This window comes from Streptomyces sp. NPDC107471, from assembly GCF_055582845.1.
Genome location: NZ_JBVJPC010000008.1, coordinates 17,962 through 36,308, shown reverse-complemented (window position 1 = coordinate 36,308; position 18,347 = coordinate 17,962). Strand labels below are relative to the sequence as shown.

At 71.7% G+C, this 18,347-nt stretch carries 18 protein-coding genes; 7 read left to right on the top strand and 11 right to left on the bottom strand.

Features of this window, described 5'->3' with window-relative positions:
- From ACZ66S_RS26025 to ACZ66S_RS26010, 4 genes are all read right to left on the bottom strand, one after another.
- Positions 1-1,068 carry a hypothetical protein gene (locus ACZ66S_RS26025; protein ID WP_469903931.1) on the bottom strand — a complete coding sequence of 356 codons (1,068 nt, stop codon included), beginning with the start codon at positions 1,066-1,068 and terminating at the stop codon, positions 1-3.
- Between the two features lie 187 nt (positions 1,069-1,255).
- The gene (locus ACZ66S_RS26020; RefSeq protein WP_469903930.1) at positions 1,256-3,547 is read right to left on the bottom strand and encodes an FdhF/YdeP family oxidoreductase; all 2,292 of its coding nucleotides are present in this window, start codon (positions 3,545-3,547) and stop codon (positions 1,256-1,258) included.
- Between the two features lie 62 nt (positions 3,548-3,609).
- Positions 3,610-4,230 carry an SRPBCC family protein gene (locus ACZ66S_RS26015; RefSeq protein WP_469904328.1) on the bottom strand — a complete coding sequence of 207 codons (621 nt, stop codon included), beginning with the start codon at positions 4,228-4,230 and terminating at the stop codon, positions 3,610-3,612.
- Between the two features lie 437 nt (positions 4,231-4,667).
- Complete coding sequence (locus tag ACZ66S_RS26010) at positions 4,668-5,570, bottom strand: NAD(P)-dependent oxidoreductase (RefSeq protein ID WP_469903929.1); 903 nt, start codon at positions 5,568-5,570, stop codon at positions 4,668-4,670.
- Positions 5,571-5,701: 131 nt separating this feature from the next.
- On the opposite strand from ACZ66S_RS26010, the gene ACZ66S_RS26005 reads away from it, so the two are divergent.
- Positions 5,702-6,298 carry a TetR/AcrR family transcriptional regulator gene (locus ACZ66S_RS26005; protein WP_469903928.1) on the top strand — a complete coding sequence of 199 codons (597 nt, stop codon included), beginning with the start codon at positions 5,702-5,704 and terminating at the stop codon, positions 6,296-6,298.
- A 15-nt stretch (positions 6,299-6,313) separates the two neighbouring features.
- Here ACZ66S_RS26005 and ACZ66S_RS26000 read toward each other — a convergent pair whose 3' ends face one another.
- Both ACZ66S_RS26000 and ACZ66S_RS25995 read right to left on the bottom strand, forming a co-directional pair.
- Positions 6,314-6,865 (bottom strand): GNAT family N-acetyltransferase, encoded by a 552-nt coding sequence (locus ACZ66S_RS26000; protein WP_469903927.1) that lies wholly within the window; start codon positions 6,863-6,865, stop codon positions 6,314-6,316.
- A 44-nt stretch (positions 6,866-6,909) separates the two neighbouring features.
- Positions 6,910-7,497, bottom strand: a complete 588-nt coding sequence (locus ACZ66S_RS25995) for a TetR/AcrR family transcriptional regulator (protein WP_469903926.1) — start codon at positions 7,495-7,497, stop codon at positions 6,910-6,912.
- A gap of 112 nt (positions 7,498-7,609) precedes the next feature.
- Here ACZ66S_RS25995 and ACZ66S_RS25990 point away from each other — a divergent pair, with 112 nt between their 5' ends.
- The 3 genes from ACZ66S_RS25990 to ACZ66S_RS25980 all read left to right on the top strand — a co-directional run bounded on the left by ACZ66S_RS25990 (position 7,610) and on the right by ACZ66S_RS25980 (position 9,938).
- A complete protein-coding gene (locus tag ACZ66S_RS25990; protein ID WP_469903925.1) occupies positions 7,610-8,620 on the top strand; it encodes an NADP-dependent oxidoreductase in 1,011 nt (336 codons plus the stop codon).
- 39 nt (positions 8,621-8,659) lie between these two features.
- Positions 8,660-8,902, top strand: coding sequence for a DUF5302 domain-containing protein (locus ACZ66S_RS25985; protein WP_469903924.1), 243 nt, complete (start codon positions 8,660-8,662; stop codon positions 8,900-8,902).
- Positions 8,903-9,062: 160 nt separating this feature from the next.
- Positions 9,063-9,938 (top strand): LLM class flavin-dependent oxidoreductase, encoded by an 876-nt coding sequence (locus ACZ66S_RS25980; protein ID WP_469903923.1) that lies wholly within the window; start codon positions 9,063-9,065, stop codon positions 9,936-9,938.
- Positions 9,939-9,955: 17 nt separating this feature from the next.
- Here ACZ66S_RS25980 and ACZ66S_RS25975 read toward each other — a convergent pair whose 3' ends face one another.
- Complete coding sequence (locus ACZ66S_RS25975; protein ID WP_469903922.1) at positions 9,956-10,285, bottom strand: TfoX/Sxy family protein; 330 nt, start codon at positions 10,283-10,285, stop codon at positions 9,956-9,958.
- Positions 10,285-10,743 carry an SRPBCC family protein gene (locus ACZ66S_RS25970; RefSeq protein WP_469903921.1) on the bottom strand — a complete coding sequence of 153 codons (459 nt, stop codon included), beginning with the start codon at positions 10,741-10,743 and terminating at the stop codon, positions 10,285-10,287. The genes ACZ66S_RS25975 and ACZ66S_RS25970 overlap by 1 nt, the downstream gene beginning before the upstream one ends.
- Positions 10,744-11,111: 368 nt before the next feature.
- Here ACZ66S_RS25970 and ACZ66S_RS25965 point away from each other — a divergent pair, with 368 nt between their 5' ends.
- On the top strand, positions 11,112-11,420 hold the full coding sequence (locus ACZ66S_RS25965; protein ID WP_469903920.1) for an acetyl-CoA synthetase: 309 nt from the start codon (positions 11,112-11,114) through the stop codon (positions 11,418-11,420).
- Positions 11,421-11,465: 45 nt separating this feature from the next.
- On the opposite strand, the gene ACZ66S_RS25960 is transcribed toward ACZ66S_RS25965, so the two are convergent.
- Both ACZ66S_RS25960 and ACZ66S_RS25955 read right to left on the bottom strand, forming a co-directional pair.
- Positions 11,466-14,111 carry a beta propeller repeat protein gene (locus tag ACZ66S_RS25960; protein ID WP_469903919.1) on the bottom strand — a complete coding sequence of 882 codons (2,646 nt, stop codon included), beginning with the start codon at positions 14,109-14,111 and terminating at the stop codon, positions 11,466-11,468.
- A 248-nt stretch (positions 14,112-14,359) separates the two neighbouring features.
- Positions 14,360-15,043, bottom strand: coding sequence for an aggregation-promoting factor C-terminal-like domain-containing protein (locus tag ACZ66S_RS25955; protein WP_469903918.1), 684 nt, complete (start codon positions 15,041-15,043; stop codon positions 14,360-14,362).
- Between the two features lie 305 nt (positions 15,044-15,348).
- Between ACZ66S_RS25955 and ACZ66S_RS25950 the strand changes: the two genes are divergently transcribed.
- On the top strand, positions 15,349-16,371 hold the full coding sequence (locus ACZ66S_RS25950) for a class I SAM-dependent methyltransferase (RefSeq protein WP_469903917.1): 1,023 nt from the start codon (positions 15,349-15,351) through the stop codon (positions 16,369-16,371).
- 289 nt (positions 16,372-16,660) lie between these two features.
- On the opposite strand, the gene ACZ66S_RS25945 is transcribed toward ACZ66S_RS25950, so the two are convergent.
- Positions 16,661-17,113, bottom strand: coding sequence for an SsgA family sporulation/cell division regulator (locus ACZ66S_RS25945; protein WP_469903916.1), 453 nt, complete (start codon positions 17,111-17,113; stop codon positions 16,661-16,663).
- Between the two features lie 435 nt (positions 17,114-17,548).
- Here ACZ66S_RS25945 and ACZ66S_RS25940 point away from each other — a divergent pair, with 435 nt between their 5' ends.
- Positions 17,549-18,346 (top strand): alpha/beta hydrolase, encoded by a 798-nt coding sequence (locus ACZ66S_RS25940; protein WP_469903915.1) that lies wholly within the window; start codon positions 17,549-17,551, stop codon positions 18,344-18,346.
- Position 18,347 lies beyond the last annotated feature (1 nt).

The following is an 18,347-nucleotide window of genomic DNA, read 5'->3' as shown; positions in this document are numbered from 1 at the left end:
TCAGCCTCCCAGCCGCTCACTCATCAGGTTCGGTTTCGAGCCGTAGATCTCGACCGTGCCGAAGCACAGCAGCGTCGCCCCGGCCCTGGCCAGCGCGCGCGGCTTGACGTCGATGGCGTTCGTGCGCTCCGGGCCGTAGGAGAAGGCGGTGCGGGGGCCGTCCACCCGCGCGTACCTCGACTGGAACGCGCGGTCGCTGCGCAGCGGCAGCCACAGTGCGCCGTCCGGGCCGCGCACCATGGCCTCGGTGGAGGTGTCGCCCAGCGGCGGACGGGTGGTGCGCCAGGCGTGCCCGTTGAAGATCGTCAGGTAGGTGCGGGCGACGCCGTCGGTGTACTGGCTGCCGCCGATCGTGATCCGGCCGGACGGTTCGAGCAGCAGGGTGTGCACGTTGCTGTCGGCCGGCAGCGGCACATCCGCGTCCCGCCACACCGCGCCGTCCCAGTGCAGGACGGTCGTCCCGGTGTCGGTGTCCGCCCAGGCCCAGGCGTCCGTGGCGGTGCGCGCGGTGATGCCCATCAGGTACCGCACGCCGTCCGGGGTGGCCTGCGCGGTCCAGCGGGAGCCGTCGTGGTGCAGCACCTTCAGCCCGGTGTCGTCCTCCCCGACCACCCACGCGGCCCCGGGCACCGCCGTGAAGTCCTGATAGGTCCACAGGGTCTGCGGCAGCGGAACGGCACTCCAGCCTCCCGCCGACCGGCGCAGGATCTCGCCCTCGCCCGCCCGGTTGTGGAGGATCCACGTCTCCGCCCCGACGAACTGCACCTTGCCGAGCCAGCCCGGCTCACCGGCGCCGGGGAAGGCGGTGTCCCGGCTCCACGCCGTGCCGTCCCAGCGGTACAGCAGCGGCCGCGCCCCGTCGGACGCCTGCTCGTAACCGGTCGCCCACGCCTCGTCCGGTCCGCGCGCGGCGAGGTCCGACACGGTCACGGGCGGGATCGCCACCGGTACCGGCAGCGCCGACCAGGTCGGTTGCGCGGCCGGGCCCGCCGGCACGGCGGCGGCCGGCGACACCGTCGCGGCACAGGTGATCACAAGACAGACGACGACCGCACGGAGCCCGTTCACGAGACCTCCCAGTACGCGAAGGCCGCACAGGCTATTGGCCGTCACCGGGCCGTGGACAGACGGCATCCGGCCGATCGTGGGCCCTGGGAGAACGGTTCGTCCGCGGGGGACAGCGGTTCGTCCGCAGGAAAGAGAAGGAGGGGCCGGACTCGTCGTCCCGGCCCCTCCCTGTGTTTCGGCGCCGTCCTCAGGCCGACGTGGGCTCCAGGCGTACGACGATGCCCTTCGACGTGGGCTGGTTGCTGATGTCGGCGACGCTGTCCAGCGGCACCAGGACGTTGGTCTCGGGGTAGTAGGCGGCGGCGGAACCCGGTGCCGCCGGGTAGGGGACGACCTCGAAGTTCTCGGCGCGGCGCTCGGTGCCGTCCGCCCAGACGCTCACCAGGTCGACACGGTCTCCTTGGGCGAGTCCGAGCCCGTTCAGGTCGGTCGGGTTGACGAGCACGACGTGGCGGCTGCCGTGGATGCCGCGGTAGCGGTCGTCGAGCGTGTAGGGGATGGTGTTCCACTGGTCGTGCGAGCGCAGGGTCTGCAACAGCAGATGTCCCTCGGGGGCCTTCGGCACCACCCGCTCGTTGCGGGTGAACAGCGCCTTGCCGGCCGAGGTGTTGAACACGCCCTCGTTGACCGGGTTGGGGAGCTGGAAGCCGCCGGGGCGGCTCACGCGCGCGTTGAATTCGTGGAAGCCCGGCACGATGCGGGAGATGCGGTCGCGGATCGTGCCGTAGTCGCCCTCGAACCGGTCCCAGGGGATGTCCGGCTTGCCGCCGAGGGTGCGGCGGGCGAGCCTGCACAGGATCGCGACTTCGCTGAGCAGCAGGTGGGAGGCGGGTTCGAGGCGCCCCTGGGAGGTGTGCACCTCGCTCATGGAGTTCTCCACGGTGACGAACTGCTCGCCGTCGGCCTGGACGTCACGTTCGGTACGCCCGAGGGTCGGCAGGATCAGCGCCGTGTCACCGCACACGGTGTGCGACCGGTTCAGCTTGGTGGAGATGTGGGCGGTCAGCCGGCACGACCGCATGGCCTCCTCGGTGACCTCGCTGTCGGGGGCGGCGCGCACGAAGTTGCCGGCCAGGGCGAGGAACACCTTGACGCGGCCCTCGCGCATCGCCCTGATCGCGTTGACCGAGTCGAGTCCGTGCGGACGCGGCGGGTCGAAGCCGAACTCCTCCTGGAGCGCGTCGAGGAACGAGTCCGGCATCTGCTCCCAGATGCCCATGGTGCGGTCGCCCTGGACGTTGCTGTGCCCGCGCACCGGGCAGACGCCGGTGCCGGCCCGCCCCAGGTTGCCGCGCAGCATCATGAAGTTGACGATCTCCCGGATGGTGGGCACCCCGTGCTTGTGCTGGGTGATGCCCATCGCCCAGCACACGACGACGCGTTCGCTGCGCAGGACCTCGTCGTGGACCTTCTCGATCTCCTCGCGGGTCAGCCCGGTCGCCGCGCGCACGTCGTCCCAGTCGACGGTGCGGGCGTGCTCGGCGAACTCCTCGAAGCCGGCCGTGTGCGCCTCGATGAAGTCGTGGTCCAGGACGGTGCCGGGCCGGGCGTCCTCGGCCTCCAGCAGCAGCCGGTTGAGGGCCTGGAAGAGGGCGAGGTCGCCGCCGGGCTTGATGTGCAGGAAGCGGTCGGCGATCTGGGTGCCGCGGCCGATGACCCCGCGTGCCTTCTGCGGGTTCTTGAAGCGCCGCAGCCCGGCCTCGGGCAGCGGGTTGACCGCCACGATGCGGGCACCGTTGCGCTTGGCCTCCTCCAGGGCGGAGAGCTGGCGCGGGTGGTTGGTGCCGGGGTTCTGCCCGACCAGGAAGATCAGGTCGGCGTGGTGGAGGTCGTCGAGGCTGACGGTGCCCTTGCCGGTGCCGAGGGTCTCGCTCAGGGCGAAGCCGCTCGACTCGTGGCACATGTTGCTGCAGTCGGGCAGGTTGTTGGTGCCGAAGGCGCGGGCGAAGAGCTGGAGGACGAAGGCGGCCTCGTTGCTGGCCCGGCCCGAGGTGTAGAAGACGGCCTCGTCGGGGGTGGACAGCGAGGCGAGCTCATCGGCGATCACGCCCAGGGCGTCGTTCCAGCTCGTGGGCTCGTAGTGGTCGGAGCCCGGCCGCTTGATCATCGGCTCGGTGAGGCGGCCCTGCTGGTTGAGCCACATGTCGGAGCGGGCGGCGAGGTCGGAGACGCTGTGCTCGCGGAAGAAGTCGGCGGTGATCCGGCGCTTGGTGGCCTCGTCGTTGATGTGCTTGGCGCCGTTCTCGCAGTACTCGTTGCGATGACGGTGTCCCGGGGCGGGGTCGGCCCAGGCGCAGCCGGGACAGTCGATCCCGCCCACCTGGTTCATGGTCAGCAGGTCCACCCCGGTCCTGCGCGGGGACGTCTGCTCCAGGGAGTACTCCAGCGCGTGCACGACGGCGGGGACCCCGGCCGCCCACTTCTTCGGCGGTGTCACGGAGAGGGTGGTCTCCGGCTCCTCGCCGGGCGGGTTCTGCATCGCATCGCCTTTCTCTTGCCGCGACGGGCTCGCCGCTGTGTCCTGCGTGTCCGCCGCGCCGGTCAGCCGACGGGCCACTGGGCCACCCGGCTCCTCGGCGGCTCCGGGTGATCGTGCTGCACTCGCCCGTTGCGGATGGTGCCGCGCCAGGCCCCGCCCTCCTGCCCCAGGCCCTCGATGAACAGTTTGAAGTTCTGCAGCTCGCGGCGCACCAGCCGGGAGGTCACCTGGGCGACCTTGGAGGATCCGGTGAGCCGCTTGGCGGCCCCGCGTGGCTGCAGCAGCATCCGTACGGTGATGGCTGTGCCGCCCGACCGCGTCGGCCTGAACTCCACCTCGCCCTGGTGGGACGGGCGCAGCTCCAGGCCGCGCCAGGCCAGGTAGGCGTCGGGGTCCTGCTCGACGATCTCCACCGCGAAGCGGTGGCGGAGCGGTCCGTAGCCGATGGTCCAGGCGGTCACGGTGGGCCTGACCTGCTCCACGTCGTGCACCACGTTCGAGAACCGGGGGAAGGTCTTGAACTGCGTCCACTGGTTGTACGCCGTCCGCACCGGCACCGCGATCTCGACGGTCTCCTCGACGTGGCGCCTGCGCAGCGGACGGCGGCGCGTGACGCCGTCGCCGTCGGGGCGCATCCCCGGCGGGTTCGGGACGGCCTGCTGGGAGTCGTGTTCAGGCGCCATCATGGCCTCTCCTCCGGTGAGGGCGCCGGGGCGGCACGCCCCAGGCCCCTGCGTGTGTCAGGGCTCCTCTACCGGTTCCCACATCGGGGTTTTCGAGTCGCCCGAATACGGTCGTGATGTCCCGCGCGGGGGGCTCAGGGGCCGGGAGTCCGTTCCGCGGGCGGGGGAGTGCGGCTGTAGTGGGTTCCGCACGTGCCGTAGTGGGCGAGGTGCAGAGTCCCGCCGTCGACCTGGAGTCTGACGGCGGCGGGTTGGGGACGAAGAGCTGCGGGGCGGAGTGGCCGTCGACGCGGACGGGCTCCCGGGGCTGATTCCAACTGTCGGTCCAGAGTTGGGCCCGCTCGTCCATGGGTTCTGCAGGGGACACCGGAGGGACGGGCGGGCGCGGCTTCGGGCTCCGTGGGGGCGCGCCGGGGCTCCACGGGGTCGTACGGCTGTCAGGGGGTTCGTTCGCCTGACGGGGCGGGTGGGCCGTCGGTTCGGGTTTCCAGGGCGTGCAGGACGGCCACCATGTCCTCGTCGCCGTGGCCCTGGTCTACGGCCTCGGTGTACAGAACGTGGCAGGCGTCGAGGAGCGGGGAGGCGAGGCCGGCCTTGCGGGCGGCCTCGGCGATCAGACGGTTGTTCTCCAGGACGTTGACCGCGGCGGCCTGCACGGTGAAGTCGCGGGCCAGCAGCTTGGGCCCCTTCACCCGCGAGACGGCACTGGCCATCGGGCCCGCGTCCAGGACGTCCCGCAGCAGCCGCTGGTCGATCCCGTGCCGGTCGGCGAAGTGGAACGCCTCGGTCAGCCCGGTGACGAGGGTGATCAGGAACAGGTTCACCGAGAACTTCATCAGCAGCGCGCCGGGGACCGCACCGCAGTCGAACGTCTCCCGGCACATGGCGGCCAGCAGGGGACGTACGGCGGCGACGGCGTCGTCGTCACCCGCCGTCATGCCCACCAGTTCACCCTGCTCGGCGGGGATGCGGGAACCGGAGACGGGAGCCTCGACGTACCTTCCGCCCGCCGCCCGGACGGCATCCTGGAGGCCGGCCGAGTACTCGGCCGAGGTCGTGCCCATGTGGACGACGGTCCGCCCCGCCACGAGGCCGGCGAACTCCGGGGTGCCGCGCTGGAGCACGGTGTCCACGGCGGCCTCGTCGGCCAGCATGAGGAACACGGTCCCGGCCCGGTCGAAGACCTCGGCGGGGCCGGCGGCGACCTCCGCACCCGCGGCGCGCAGCGCCTCGCTGCGGCCGGGGGTGCGGTTCCACACGAGGAGAGGCGTCCCGGCCCGGACGAGGTTGAGGGCCATGGGCCGGCCCATGGTTCCGAGGCCGATGAATCCCACGAACACGAGGCACCGCCTTTTCCGGCTCGCGCCGAGGCCGAGCCGCTGCCGCACACTATGACAGTGGTCATAGTAAGCGTTTCTATGACGGCGGTCATAGAGTGACCCCGGAATGACACCGGACTGGGAGGTCGGCGATGGCGGGGTCCGAGAGGGGGGCTCGGGAGCGGATGGTCTTCAGCGCGGCCCAGCTCATCCGGCGCGAGGGGGTCGCCGCCACCGGCATGCGCGAGGTCGCCGCCCACGCCGAGGCGCCGCGCGGTTCGCTCCAGCACTACTTCCCCGGCGGCAAGGAGCAACTGGTCAACGAGGCGGTGCGGTGGGCGGGCCGGTACGCGGGCAACCGGGTCGCCCGTTTCCTCGCCGCCCTGCCCGAGCCGACGCCGAGCGGGCTGTTCGCCGCGATGGTGCGCCAGTGGACCGACGAGTACCAGAGCTCCGGGTTCGCCGGTGGCTGCCCCGTCGCCGCCGCCACCGTGGACTGGGCGGAGTCGACCGCGTCCACGCGGGCGGCCGTCGCGGAGGCGTTCGCGACCTGGACCGCTCCGGTGGCGCGGGCGCTGGCCGACATGGGCGTGCCCGAGGCCCGGGCCGGCGCGCTGGCCACCCTCATGGTCAGCTCTTTGGAGGGAGCGATCCTCATGGCCCGGGCGCAGCAGGACGTGGGGCCGCTGACGACCGTGGCCCGGGAACTCGGTCCCCTCCTCGACGCGGCGGTACGCCGGGACGGCTGAGGGGAGCCCGGGAACTCATTCGGCGGGCGGAGCAACCGGTGCCCGGACGCCCGTCCACTGTTCGGCGCCCCACTTCACGAACCGCCGCAGCTCGGTGAACCCCAGCTTTGCCGCCAGGCGCATCGAGCGGCTGTTGGCGGTCTGGGTGCAGAGCACCACGGGCGTCTCGGGACACACCTCCGCGAACCAGTCGAGCACCGCTGTGCACGCCTCGGCTGCGTAGCCGCGCCCCCACGCCTGCGGCAGGAACAGGTAGCCGAGTTCGGCCGCCCCGGCATCCGGCCGGACCTGACCGTGACGTTCCGCCTCGGGCCGACTGACCTCGACGGTGCCGATCATCGCTCCGTCGAGCTCGACCACGAAGAGGCCGGGACGCCGTCCCGGTGTCTCGGGCACCGCGCGTTCGAGTTCGTCCCGGGGCCGGGGGCCACCGAGGTAGGTGTGCGCCTCCGGTGAGGAGAAGAGCTCGACGAATGCCGGACGGTCCCGGGACTGCGACCGGCGGAGCACGAGCCGCTCGGTCCTGATCGGGTCAAGTGGCCAGGGAACGGAACCGAGTTGCATCATGGCGGCCAAGGTATCGGCGGCTCCGGGCATGCCCGGTCTCCCGGCTAGCGGGCCGGTGACGTGGTCGCCGTGTCGTCGTGACGCGCCGGGCTCCTCAGGATGGCGCTCGCCACCACGTCGAAGAGGTGGTCGGAGCGTGCGGCGAGCGAGGGCTGATCGCTGAGCCAGGCGAGCGATCCGGCCAGCGCGAACAGGTCGGTGCCGTCGATGTCGGTGCGTGCCAGGCCCTGCGCCTGGGCGCGGGTCAGGAGCCGGGTGCCGGCGGCGCGCATGGCGACGCACGAGGCGTGCAGCGCGGACTGCGGGTCCTCGATGGCCGTCACCATCAGTTCCACGACGCCCCGGTAGTTGTGCGCGCAGGCGACGAAGTCACGCAGCCACGAGGCCAGGGCGTCGTCCGGGCGCGTCGACGTCTCGAGCACGGTCGCCCGCGCCGCCAGATCGTCGAAGCTCGTGCGCAGCAGGGCTTCGAGGAGTGCCTCGCGGGTGGGGAAATGGCGGATCAGCGTGGCGAGTCCCACCCCGGCCCGGCGCGCGATGTCGCGCAGCGACGCGTCGACACCCTGCTCGGTGATGACGGCGCCCGCAACGGTGAGCAGGTGATCGTGGTTCTTCCTGGCGTCGGCTCGCATCTGCCCCTCTTGACGTTCCGGATCAGTGATCCATATATTCGGATCAGTGAACCGGATACCTGGATCACTGATCCGGATGAGCCTATCCCGCAGTGCGGGCAGGAGAGAAACGATGTCGACAGACACGATGAGGGCGATCCGTCTGCATGAGTTCGGCGGTCCCGAGGTGCTCCGCTACGAAGAGGTGCCGGTCCCCGCACCGGGCCCGGGGGAGGTGCTCGTGCGCGTGCACGCCGTGGGCCTCAATCCCCCCGACTGGTACGCCCGCGAAGGAATGCCAGACGTACCTCCCGAACTCAAGCCCCCGTTCCACCTCCCGCTGATCCCGGGGACCGACGTCTCGGGTGTCGTGGCAGCCGTCGCCACGGACGTCGAGGGCGTCGCCGTCGGAGACGAGGTCGTCGGGCTGCTGCGGTTTCCCACCTCCCTCCAGGGCAGCGCGTACGCCGAGTGTGTCACCGCCCCGGCGTCCGACCTCGCGCCCAAGCCGGCTTCCCTCGACCACGTGCACGCCGCGGGCCTGCCCATGTCGGGACTGACGGCATGGCAGTACCTGATCGAGCTCGGGCACGACCACCCCTCGCCGTTCCAGGCGGCCCGGCACCGGCCGATGGCGCTCGACAGCGGGAGCACCGTGCTCGTCAACGGAGCCGCCGGCGGTGTCGGTCATCTTGCACTCCAACTGGCCAAGTGGAAGGGCGCCCGCGTCATCGCCGTGGCCTCCGGCGCCCACGAGACGTTCCTGCGCGATCTCGGGGCCGACGAGTTCATCGACTACACCAAGGACCGGCCGGAAGAGGCCGCCCGCGACATCGACCTGGTGCTCGACACGGTCGGGGGCCCCGGCAGCAGGCGCTTCCTGCGGACCCTGAAGCGTGGCGGGGCCCTCTACCCCGTGTACTTCGGCGAGTTCGACGAGGAGGAGAACGCCAGGCTCGGTGTCACCGTCACGGCCACCCAGGTCCGCTCGAACGGCGCGCAGCTCGCCGAACTGGGGCGCCTGGTCGACGCGGGGTCGGTCCGCGTCGCGATCGACAGCACGTTTGCGCTCAAAGACGCCCAGGCGGCACACGAACGGGCAGCCCGCGGGCATATCCAGGGGAAGATCGTCCTCACGGCATGACAAGCTGTGCTTCCCACTGCCCGAACCCAGGAGGTCACGATGACCGCAGAAGCTGCATCCCCGGAAGGTTCGGAACCGGCCGACCCCGAGACGTCGGCTCTCGCGCCCGACAGCGACGGCAACTACGACCTCAAACGAAAGTTCCGTGAGGCTCTCGCGCGCAAGCGCGGCGCGCAGGCGGAGGCCGCCGACCTCGCCGCCAACACCCACGGGTCGAAGATCCGCGGGGCGCACGGCCCGGCGTCGAGCCAGCGGTCGTTCCGGCGCAAGAGCGGGGGCTGAGCCGCACGGCATCGGCTCGGAGCGGTGGTCCGGCGCTCCGCCGTGTCTCCGGGTGCCCGGGAGCGCGCGCTCCCGGGCACCTCGCATCCTGCCGACGGCCGACTCCCCCGACCGGGACGCCCCGTTGATCGAGACGCCACCGCCGCATAGGTTCCGGCCCATGACGAACGTACGGATCGGTGTGATGTACGACCGCGACTGGGCCCCCGAGGGGCTGCCCGGGTTCGCGCGGGAGGCCGAGGCGCTCGGTGCGGACGACCTGTGGGTCGTCGAGGACCTCGGGTGGAACGGCGGGGTCTCCGCGGCGGCCGTGGCCCTGGGCGCCACGGAACGCATCAGGGTCGGCATCGGCATCGCCCCCGCCCCGTTGCGCAGCCCGGCGCTCCTCGCGATGGAACTGGCCACGCTGGGGCGGGTGTTCCCCGGTCGGCTGGTGGCCGGCATCGGGCACGGCGTGCAGGAGTGGATGGCCCAGGTGGGCGCCGCGGCCCGCTCTCCGCTGGCTCTGCTGGAGGAGACGATCACCTCGGTGCGCGCGCTGCTGCGCGGAGAGCGCGTGGAGCTTGCTGGCCGTGAAGTCCGCCTGGACGGCGTGGAGTTGACACATCCCCCGGCCGAGGTGCCGCCGGTGGTCGCGGGCGTGGTGCGCCCTCGCTCACTGGAGCTGTCCGGACGGGTCGCGGACGGCACCGTGATCGCGGAGGGGCATGGTCCGCAGGATCTGGCGCACGCCCGCGCTCTGACCGGCAAGGGCGGCGCCGACCCCGACCACACCCTGACGGTCTTCGCCTTCGCCTGTGTCGGTGACGACGCCGACGAGGTGGCCCGGACCCTGCACCCGAGCGTCGAGGGCCACGCCGCCTGGCTCGGCCGCCCGCCGCACGAGGTGTTCACCGTCTCGGGCCCGGCAGCGCAGGCCGCCGAGCGCATCCGCGAACTGGCGACGGCCGGCGCCGACACGGTCGTCCTGCGGATCTCCGGCCCGGAGCTGCTGCGGCAGCTCAAGGCCGTACTGGAGGCCACGCGCCGGAACTGACGTCCCGGGAGCGCGCGTCACTTGGGCGGCAGGCTCGCCGCGAACGCGCGTCCCTCGTCGACCCAGTCCCGCAGCGTCTCTTCCTCCGCCACGGCGGACCCGGCGACCAGGACCCAGCCGCGCATCGGCCGGCCCGTCATGTCACAGGGCCGGGTGCCGGGCTTGGCGAGGGCCGCGTCGGTGGCGTCGGCGCCGATACGGACCATGAGGTCGTCACCGGTCACACCGACGGCCAGGTTGCCCTGGTACAGGAAGGTGATGCTGCCGAACATGCGCCGCTCGGCGACGCCGGGACGCCCGCCGAGACAGTGCCGGACGCGCTCGGCGAGCCCTTCGTCGTACGCCATCAGATGTCTCCTTGCCGCTCGGAGAGCCTGCGCTCGAGGGCGCGCAGGTCCTTGGTGAGGGAGGAACGGACCTGGCGGGCGAGCAGGGGCGCCGCCAGGCGGAGCAGACCGCCGGGGCCTCCGCGTACCCGGATGGCCGCGAGTGTGCCACGCGGATGCGCCGCGAAGGAGTAGGTCACGCGCATCGGCATGGGCGCGGCCACGGAGACCATGTCCAGGAGCCCCGGAGGCTCGTACGCGGCCACCCGCAGGACGTAGTCGATGCGGCGGCCGAGGAAGCGTGCGGTACGGGTGACCTCGGCGCCCGTCCCGAAGCCGCCGCCGTCGGCCTGCCGGGTCAGCTCCGCCGTCCGGATGCCCTGCGTCCACTCGGCGTCGTGGCGCCAGTCCATGGCGTACGCGGCCACCCGCTCGGGCGGCAACCGGATCAGGCGTCGGACCGTCACGTCGATGGTCATCGTGTCACCGCCTTCCACCCCTTCCGCCGTCGGCGCTCGGTCGTCTCCCAGCATGGCCGGGATCGGCGGCGGGTGCGCGGCACAGCTCGCTCCGGGCATGCTGGTGTCCGTCGAGGGCCGGGCCGGGAGGTGCACGGATGCGGTGGTGGGCCGGTGGGTGCGTGATCGCGGGGGTGGTCGTCCTGGTGGCGTGCGGGGGCTCGTCCGGGGGGTCGGCCGGAGGCGGCTCGGCCACGCCGTCGTCCGGTACGTCCGCGTCCGCCAGCCCGTCTGTGGCACCGACACGGGAACCGAGCGGACCGAGCCCGACCGGTACGGACTCCGCGCCCTCGTCGAGGAGTTGTGTCGCGGGGCGGGCGGAGGTCGTCGTGTCGCCGGGTGACGCCGTCCGGCGGCAGATCTGTGTCCGGCCCGGCACCGTGCTGTCGCTCGTCCTGCGCCCGCGCACGGACGGCAGGCGGTGGACCGCCGTGCGCAGCTCCGCCCCGGTCTTCGTGCTGCCGTCCGGCTGGCGGCTGGACGCGGACGGTACGGCGAGGGCCTCGCTGCGCTGCCCGGGCACCCGGGGCGGCACCGCCGCGATCAGCGTCCTGGCGAAGGAGCCGGACCTGGCGGGCACGGGCGGCGTGGCCTTCACGCTCCGGGTCGACGTGGTGCCGCACACGACGGCGGGGTGACCCCGGAGACCGGGGCCACCCCTGCACTGTGACGCGGCTCGTGCCTCAGTCGCCGTCCCGCACCTTGATCGTGTAGATGCCGCGGCCGTGCGTGGCCGCGTACAGCGTGCGACCGTCAGGGCTCAGCTTGAGCTGGAGCACGGCGACGGCCGGGAGCGAGCCGACGCGCTGCCAGGTCGAACGCCCGGGCGCGCGGTGGACGACGCCGAGGTCGGTGCCCACGGCGAGGCCGCCGCTCGGGGTGACGACCGCGGAGTCCGCCGGCACGTCGGGGAAGTTCTTCGAGATGTCCTTCCAGGTGGTGCCGCCGTTCCTGGACTCGAAGACGTGGCCGACGCCGGCACCCGGACCCTCGGTCCACTGCCGTGAGAACCCGTTGACCGTCAGATAGACGTGGTCGGCGTTCTTCGGGTCGAGGGCGAAGCCGCTGAGGTAGCGGTTGGGCACCGTCCCGTCGACCGGCAGGGCGATGTCGTGCCAGCCGGTGCCGTCGGCGTTCCCGACGGAGATGCCGCGGGCGAAGCCCTGGTTGTTGCAGGGGCCGCACCAGGCCGCGTACACCTTGCCGCCCGAGGCCGCGACGGCGGTCGCGGTACGCCCCGAGCCGAGGTCGTACACGCTCTTCCACTCGTCGCCGCTGCGGATGGCCCAACCGTGGGTCTGCACCCAGACGTGACGGCCGCCGGCGATCCAGGTCGAGCTGTTCCTCGCGTCGGCCGCGAGCGGGGCGATGAAGCGCGCCTCGCCGGTGGCGTTGTCGGCCGGGGCGACGTCGTACGACGTGGCCTTGCTCGGGTCGTCGATCCAACTGCCGTCGTTCACGGCACAGTTCTGGGTGACCTGGATGGCGAGGTAGACGTACTCCTCCGCGATGTCGCACCCGTTGGCGGGGTCGGTGAGCGTGTCACCGCCGTCACCACCGAAGTTGGAGCCCATCACCCTGTCGTTGCTGCGCAGGATCGACTGGCCGTTGTCCTGGAGGCCGCCGGTGACGGAGACGCCGCCGTGGGTCACATCCTTGCCGACGCCGACCGAGTAGTACTGGAGGGTGTCGATGGTGCCGTCGTTGAGGGAGGTCCAGTCGGTGGCGTGCCCGGAGGTGTCCTGGGCGCCGTTGACGGGGCGCTTGTAGGCGCCTCCGTCGTTGCCGACGTACACGAAGCTCTTGCCGTGGTAGCGGCCGATCGCGACGCCGTGCTGGTCCGAGTGGGTGGTCGGGTTGCAGTCGCCGGTCTGCTTGGCCGGGTCGATGCTCCAGCAGGGGAAGTTGAAGTTCCAGTACGGGCCGACGGTCGACCAACTGCCGCCGCCGTCCCTGGTCTCGTAGACCTCCTCCAGACCCGCGTACACGTGCTCCGGGTCGGCCGGGTCGACGGTGAGGAACTGGTTGTACCAGGCCTGCACGCCGGGCATGTAGTCAGGGGAGGTCAGTGCCGAACCGGAGGCGGCCAGGCCCTGGTAGTCGGCGATCCTCGTCCAAGGGCCGCCTGGCGAGCCCGACTTGGAGACGTAGATGCCCTCCAGGCCGCTGTCCGGGTTGGTGTTCAGTTGCTCCGGCGACTGGTCGACGGCGTAGTAGCGGGAGCCGTCGGCGGAGCGGGCGAAGGTGACGCTGCCGACGTCGTCCGGGTCGGTCGGCAGGTCGCCGAAGCCACTGCTGATCCTGGTCCAGGTGCCGTTCGTCCGGGTGTAGAAGCCGTTGTAGTCGTCACCGCTGCGCCAGCCGACCGCGAGCACGACCTTGGCGGGGTTCTTGGGGTCGATCGCGATGTCGCTGGTGATGTTCTTGTACGGAGCGTCGGGGTCCTTGGCCTTCGACCCGCCGGGCAGATAGTCCGGGTTGGGCGCGAACTCCAGCTTCCAGGCGCTGCTGAGCTTCTTCGTGGAGTGGCTCCACACGCCCGCGCTGGTCGCCGCCCACACCTTGCCGCCGCCGAAGCGCAGCTCGTGGATGGTGGTGGACTCCAGTTCGTCGCCGCCGACCCGGCCGCGCGTGGAGAACGTGCCGTGGTGCGGGTCGGACAGGACGTAGACGCCGCTGCCGAGGTAGGCGTCCGCGTTGGTGGTCGCCTCGCCGGTGCCCAGCCACAGCCGTCCGCCGCCGTCGAGCGCGAGGGCTCCGGTGGACTGGGAGGGCAGTCGGTCGCTGACGGGCTGCCAGTGCCCACCGCCGCTGCGGGACCGCCACACCCCGCCGCCCGCGCTGCCCGCGTACACGTACCCGTCGTCGTCGGCGGCCATCGCCGCCATCCGGCCGGTGACATTGCCCGAGCCGCCACTGGAGTTGGAGTCGATGTCGCGGTAGCGGGGGTCGTCGGAGTTGTACGGCAGATCGGTGATGTTGTGCCAACTGCCCCCGGTGCGGGGCAGCTTGGTGAGACTGCTCCACGCGGCGCCGTAGGCGCCCGGGGCGACGATGCCGGGTGAGGTGCGGGCCTCGGCGTACTGGTCGGCGCCCTCGGCTATCTCGTCCGCCTCGTTGCCGTCGTCGCCGTCGTCCTCCTTCGCCTCGGGGCTCATGGTGTCCACCGACTGCGCTCGCTCGCCGGCGAGTTGAGCGAGGGTGCGGGCTCCGAAGGGGGTGTTGTCGTGCCGGCCGGGCGCGGCGCTCGCGGGTATCGCGACGAGTCCGGCGGTTGCGGTGATGGCGCAGATCGTGAGCCATCGTCTTCTGTGGGTTGGTGCTGACACCAGGTCCTCCCGAACGGGCGGTGATACAGCCGTCGCTGGAGACCCGATCACTGAGAGGGCGGGGGCTTCCGGAGTTTGGCGAGCCTTTGACCAGAACCTGCCATTTACGCACCTGGCCGGGTGAGTTGGACGGGTACCGGCTCGTTCAGCGGCAGTTGTACCCCGGTCGGCACCCGTATGCGCCGGCATCGACGCCTGCCTCCGGTCACCGTCCGCACCCGATGTATGGACTGGGCCGGCCGGGTTTCTCAGTACCAGTGGTTGGCCTGCCAGAACGTCCACGCTTGGCACGGGCTGCCGTACGAGCTGTTCATGTAGTTGAGGCCCCACTTGATCTGGGTGGCCGGGTTGGTCCGCCAGTCCGCGCCGACCGAGGACATCTTGGAGCCCGGCAGCGCCTGGAAGAGGCCGTAGGCACCGGAGGAGGCGTTGACGGCCTGGTAGTTCCAGCTCGACTCGTGGTTCACGATGTTGCTGAAGCACTGGAACTGTCCGCCCGGCACCATCTGTGCGGCCATCGCCTGGATCTGTGCGACGGTGTACGAACTCTGCGCGGAGGTGCCGGACGTGTCCGCGGAGGCCGCTGCCTTTGCCTCGGTGCTTTTCTCGGCCTTCCGTTCCGCCTGTTCGGCGGCTTCCTTCTTCTCGATGGCGGACTTGGCGGCCGCCTGGCGGGCCGCCGCCTCGGCGTCCTTCCTGGCGCTCGCGTCGGCGGCGACTGCCTGGACGTCGGCCTGCCGCGTCAGGGACACGGTCTGCACCTGGGCCCGCCGTCCCTCAGGCAGGTCCGCGAGGAACGTGGTGTCCGTCGCGGTCGCCTCGGTGCCCTGGTCCACTGCGGCGCTGCTCGACGTCATGCCGACGACGCCTCCCACGGCGGTGACCGCCGTGGCGGAGGCCACCGCGAATTCCCGGACCGAGATCGGGCTCACATGTCTTCCTTCCGGTCGGTCGTCCGTGCTGTCATGTCGCCGCGACAGGTGTCTCGCCTGCCGTTGGGGTGTGGGTGGAGCGGTCGCCCTCATGTCGGGGAAGAGCACGAGGACGACCACCCCGTCCTGCGATCAGGCCAGCCATGAACCCTGGTCGCAGGAGTTCTACTCTGTGGCAACGGAGCGGAGGCGGTGTCAGGTTCACCGGATGACACATTTCTCGCACCGCGAGGTGTGCCCGACTCCGTCCCTGGCCATCGCACTCCGCACAATTGCTGGTGAAGACACACAGATTGGATCTCCGTATGACCACCGACGTACCGGCGACACCGGGTCCGGCATCCGCCCCGTCCTCGACCGACACGCCCTCCTCCGCCCTCGCGCTGCCGCTCGGCGAGAACCCGGTGGCCGTGCTGGAGGCCGCCGCCTGGGGCCTGGCCGCGGTGGTGAGCACCCAACGGCAGGCGCTGTCGGAACCCCTCACCGATGTGCTGGCGCGCGATCCGCAGCGCACCGCGGTCCTAGAGAGCCTGGGGCTCGTCCGCCGGGAGGGAGATGGGTTCGTCGTGCACCCGGCGCTGGAACAGACGGACGCGGCGACGTCCCGCAGTGGGGTGGAGGCGAAGAGCAGTTCGTTGCGGCAGGCCGTCGCCGCCGCCACGGAGACGGGGACCGGGGCGACACCGCCGGTGGGTTGGGGAGCCCAGGCCGACGAGGTGCTGATCAGTCAGGGGCGGGCCTCCGCGGCGACCGGCCGCGCGCTCGCCGAACGCGTCGTGCCGCAGCTCACCGGCTGCGCCGAACGGCTCCAGGACGCGGGCAGCCGCATCCTCGACGTCGGCACCGGGATCGCCGCGCTGGCCCTGGCGCTGGCCGAGCGCTTTCCCCGGGCGCGGGTGGAGGGCATCGACGTACTGGAGCGGGCGCTGGACCTGGCACGGGCGGAACTCACCGCCGCGGCCCAGGAGCCGGCCGCCCGGGTGTCGCTGCGCCGGCAGGACGTGGCGGACCTCTCGGAGACCGAGGCCTACGAGTTGATCTGGCTGCCGGCGCCGTTCCTGTCGGAGGAGGCGCTGCGGGCGGCTCTTCCGCGGTTGGTCGAGGCCCTGGCACCTGGGGCATGGCTGGTGGCGGGGACCAACCCGGGCACCGACGACGCCCTGCGCAGCGCTGTCGGGCGGTGGATCGCGGTGCGCGGCGGCGGAAACTCCTTCGACACCGCACGCATGAGGGCGGAACTCGCCGCGCACGGGTTGGAGGAGACTCGGCCCGTCCCCACGGTTCCGGGCGGCCCGGTGTTGGTCGCGGGCCGACGGCCTGTCCGCTGAGGGGGGCGGCCGTTGCGGGGGTGGGGTGTCTTCGCCGGTTGGATGGGGTGGCGCCAGGCCCGCGCCCTCGGGGTGGCCTGATTGCCGTAGGGGTGGCCGGTTGGTGGGCTGTTGGCCCTCTGGTCGGCGCGGGGTGGGCTGCGGTGCCTGGGGCGGTTTCCTTGGGGGCTCGCTAGCTCGATCGGCTGCCGACTCCTCCAGCCGCACTGGGCGGTCCTCGGCGCCCGCCCTGGTTTCCACAGGGGCCCGTCCTGGCTCCTCCGGCCGCCGCCGCCCGCCCTCCCGTTCCTCAGGAACCCGCCAGCAGATCCGCGGTGGCCGCGTCCCAGTCGACCTCCGCCAGCTCGCGTCCGGCGGGTACGAGTTCGTAGGTGTGCTCCAGCCACGCCTCCAGCGGAGGCACGGGCAGCTCGAAGAGTGCCGCCATGTCCTGGGAGGCCAACTGGAGCCACGCCGTGCCCCCGTCGTCGGGCCGCGCCGGCCACATCTGCACGTCGCCGAGGCCGCTGGCCGAACGGAGCCCCTGCCGCATGAGGTCGCGGCCGATCCGCCACAGGACCCGCGGGCCGCCCTCGACGACCAGTACCAAGGACACGGCGAGGGGAGCCGCCGGGTCGAAAGAGAACTCCGCCCTGATCGTCTGCCGGACGGCGATGTCCAGCACGCGCCCGATGTCCAGGACCAGCTCCGGGCAGGCGTACGACGAGGGCCGGGACTGTACACCGGGTTGGTTGCTGCTCATTGCGGGTGGATCCTTCCCCGTGGTGAAAGCTGACACCACTCACCCTGGTCGCACCGCCCGCGTCGTTCATAAGTCACTTGACCGTCCACTTCGCCTGAGTCACGGTGCGGTGTGCTCAGCGAGTGTCCCGTGAGGCCCTTCCGTGTCACGGGCCGCACGAGTCGCACGCGTCACACGTCAGGTGCGACGCGAGGCGCAGTACGGCGTGGCCCTCCTGACGGCCACGGGAAGCGAGGGGGCTCCCTGGGGGGTGGGGGAAGATCGCGGAGGCAACAGGCGTCCAAAAGCCTGCGCCCTCCCCACCCCCTCCAGTCGCCCACATTCGAAGACTCATTAAGTCATTCGACTGTCGCCCCCCGACCAGCCTCTGAACCATGCTGAAACCGTCGCCGGCGTGCCGGAGTCGAATGATCGTCATGCTCGGAGGAGCCCGCTGTGAACCACACGCCCGTCGTCTTCATCCACGGCACCTGGCTGCACGCGCTGTCCTGGGAGTCGTGGGCGGAGCGCTTCGCCAGCCGGGGGTTCCTCGCGTTCACGCCCGGCTGGCCGGGTGAGGCGGCAGACGTCGGGGAGCTGCGCGAGTCGGCCGGGACCATCGCCGGCATCGGTCTGGACGTGCTCACCGACCACTACGCCGGCATCGTCCGCTCGTTCGACACCGCTCCGGTGATCGTCGGCCACTCCGTCGGCGGTCTCATCGCGCAGCATCTCCTCGCCGCCAACATCGGCCGGGCCGCCGTGGCCATCGCTCCCGCCCCCATCAACGACATCGAACTGCCCGACGCCCCCACCCGTCTGTGGACCCCGGACCCGTCCGATCCCGAACCCCTCGTGACGCTCTCCCCGCGACAGTTCCACCAGGTCTTCGCGAACACCGCCACGGCGGAGGAGTCGGACCGTCTCTTCGAGCGCTACGTCGTCCCGGCCCCCCGCCGTCTCCTCGACGACCTCGGACACGCGAGCGCGGCACGCGAACGGCACGCCGTGGTGGACGTCGGCAACGCCGACCGCGGCCCGCTGCTGCTGATCTCCGGGCAGGAGGACCTGCTGGTGCCCGACTCCGTGACGCGCGCGGCGTACAAGCAGTACGGCGACTCCACTGCCGTCACCGACCTCAAGCAGTTCGCGGACCGCGCGCACTCCCTGGTCATCGACAACGGATGGCGGTTCGTCGCCGACTACGTGCTTGGCTGGCTGGACGAGTACGGTCTGCGCACCCCCCACGGCTAGC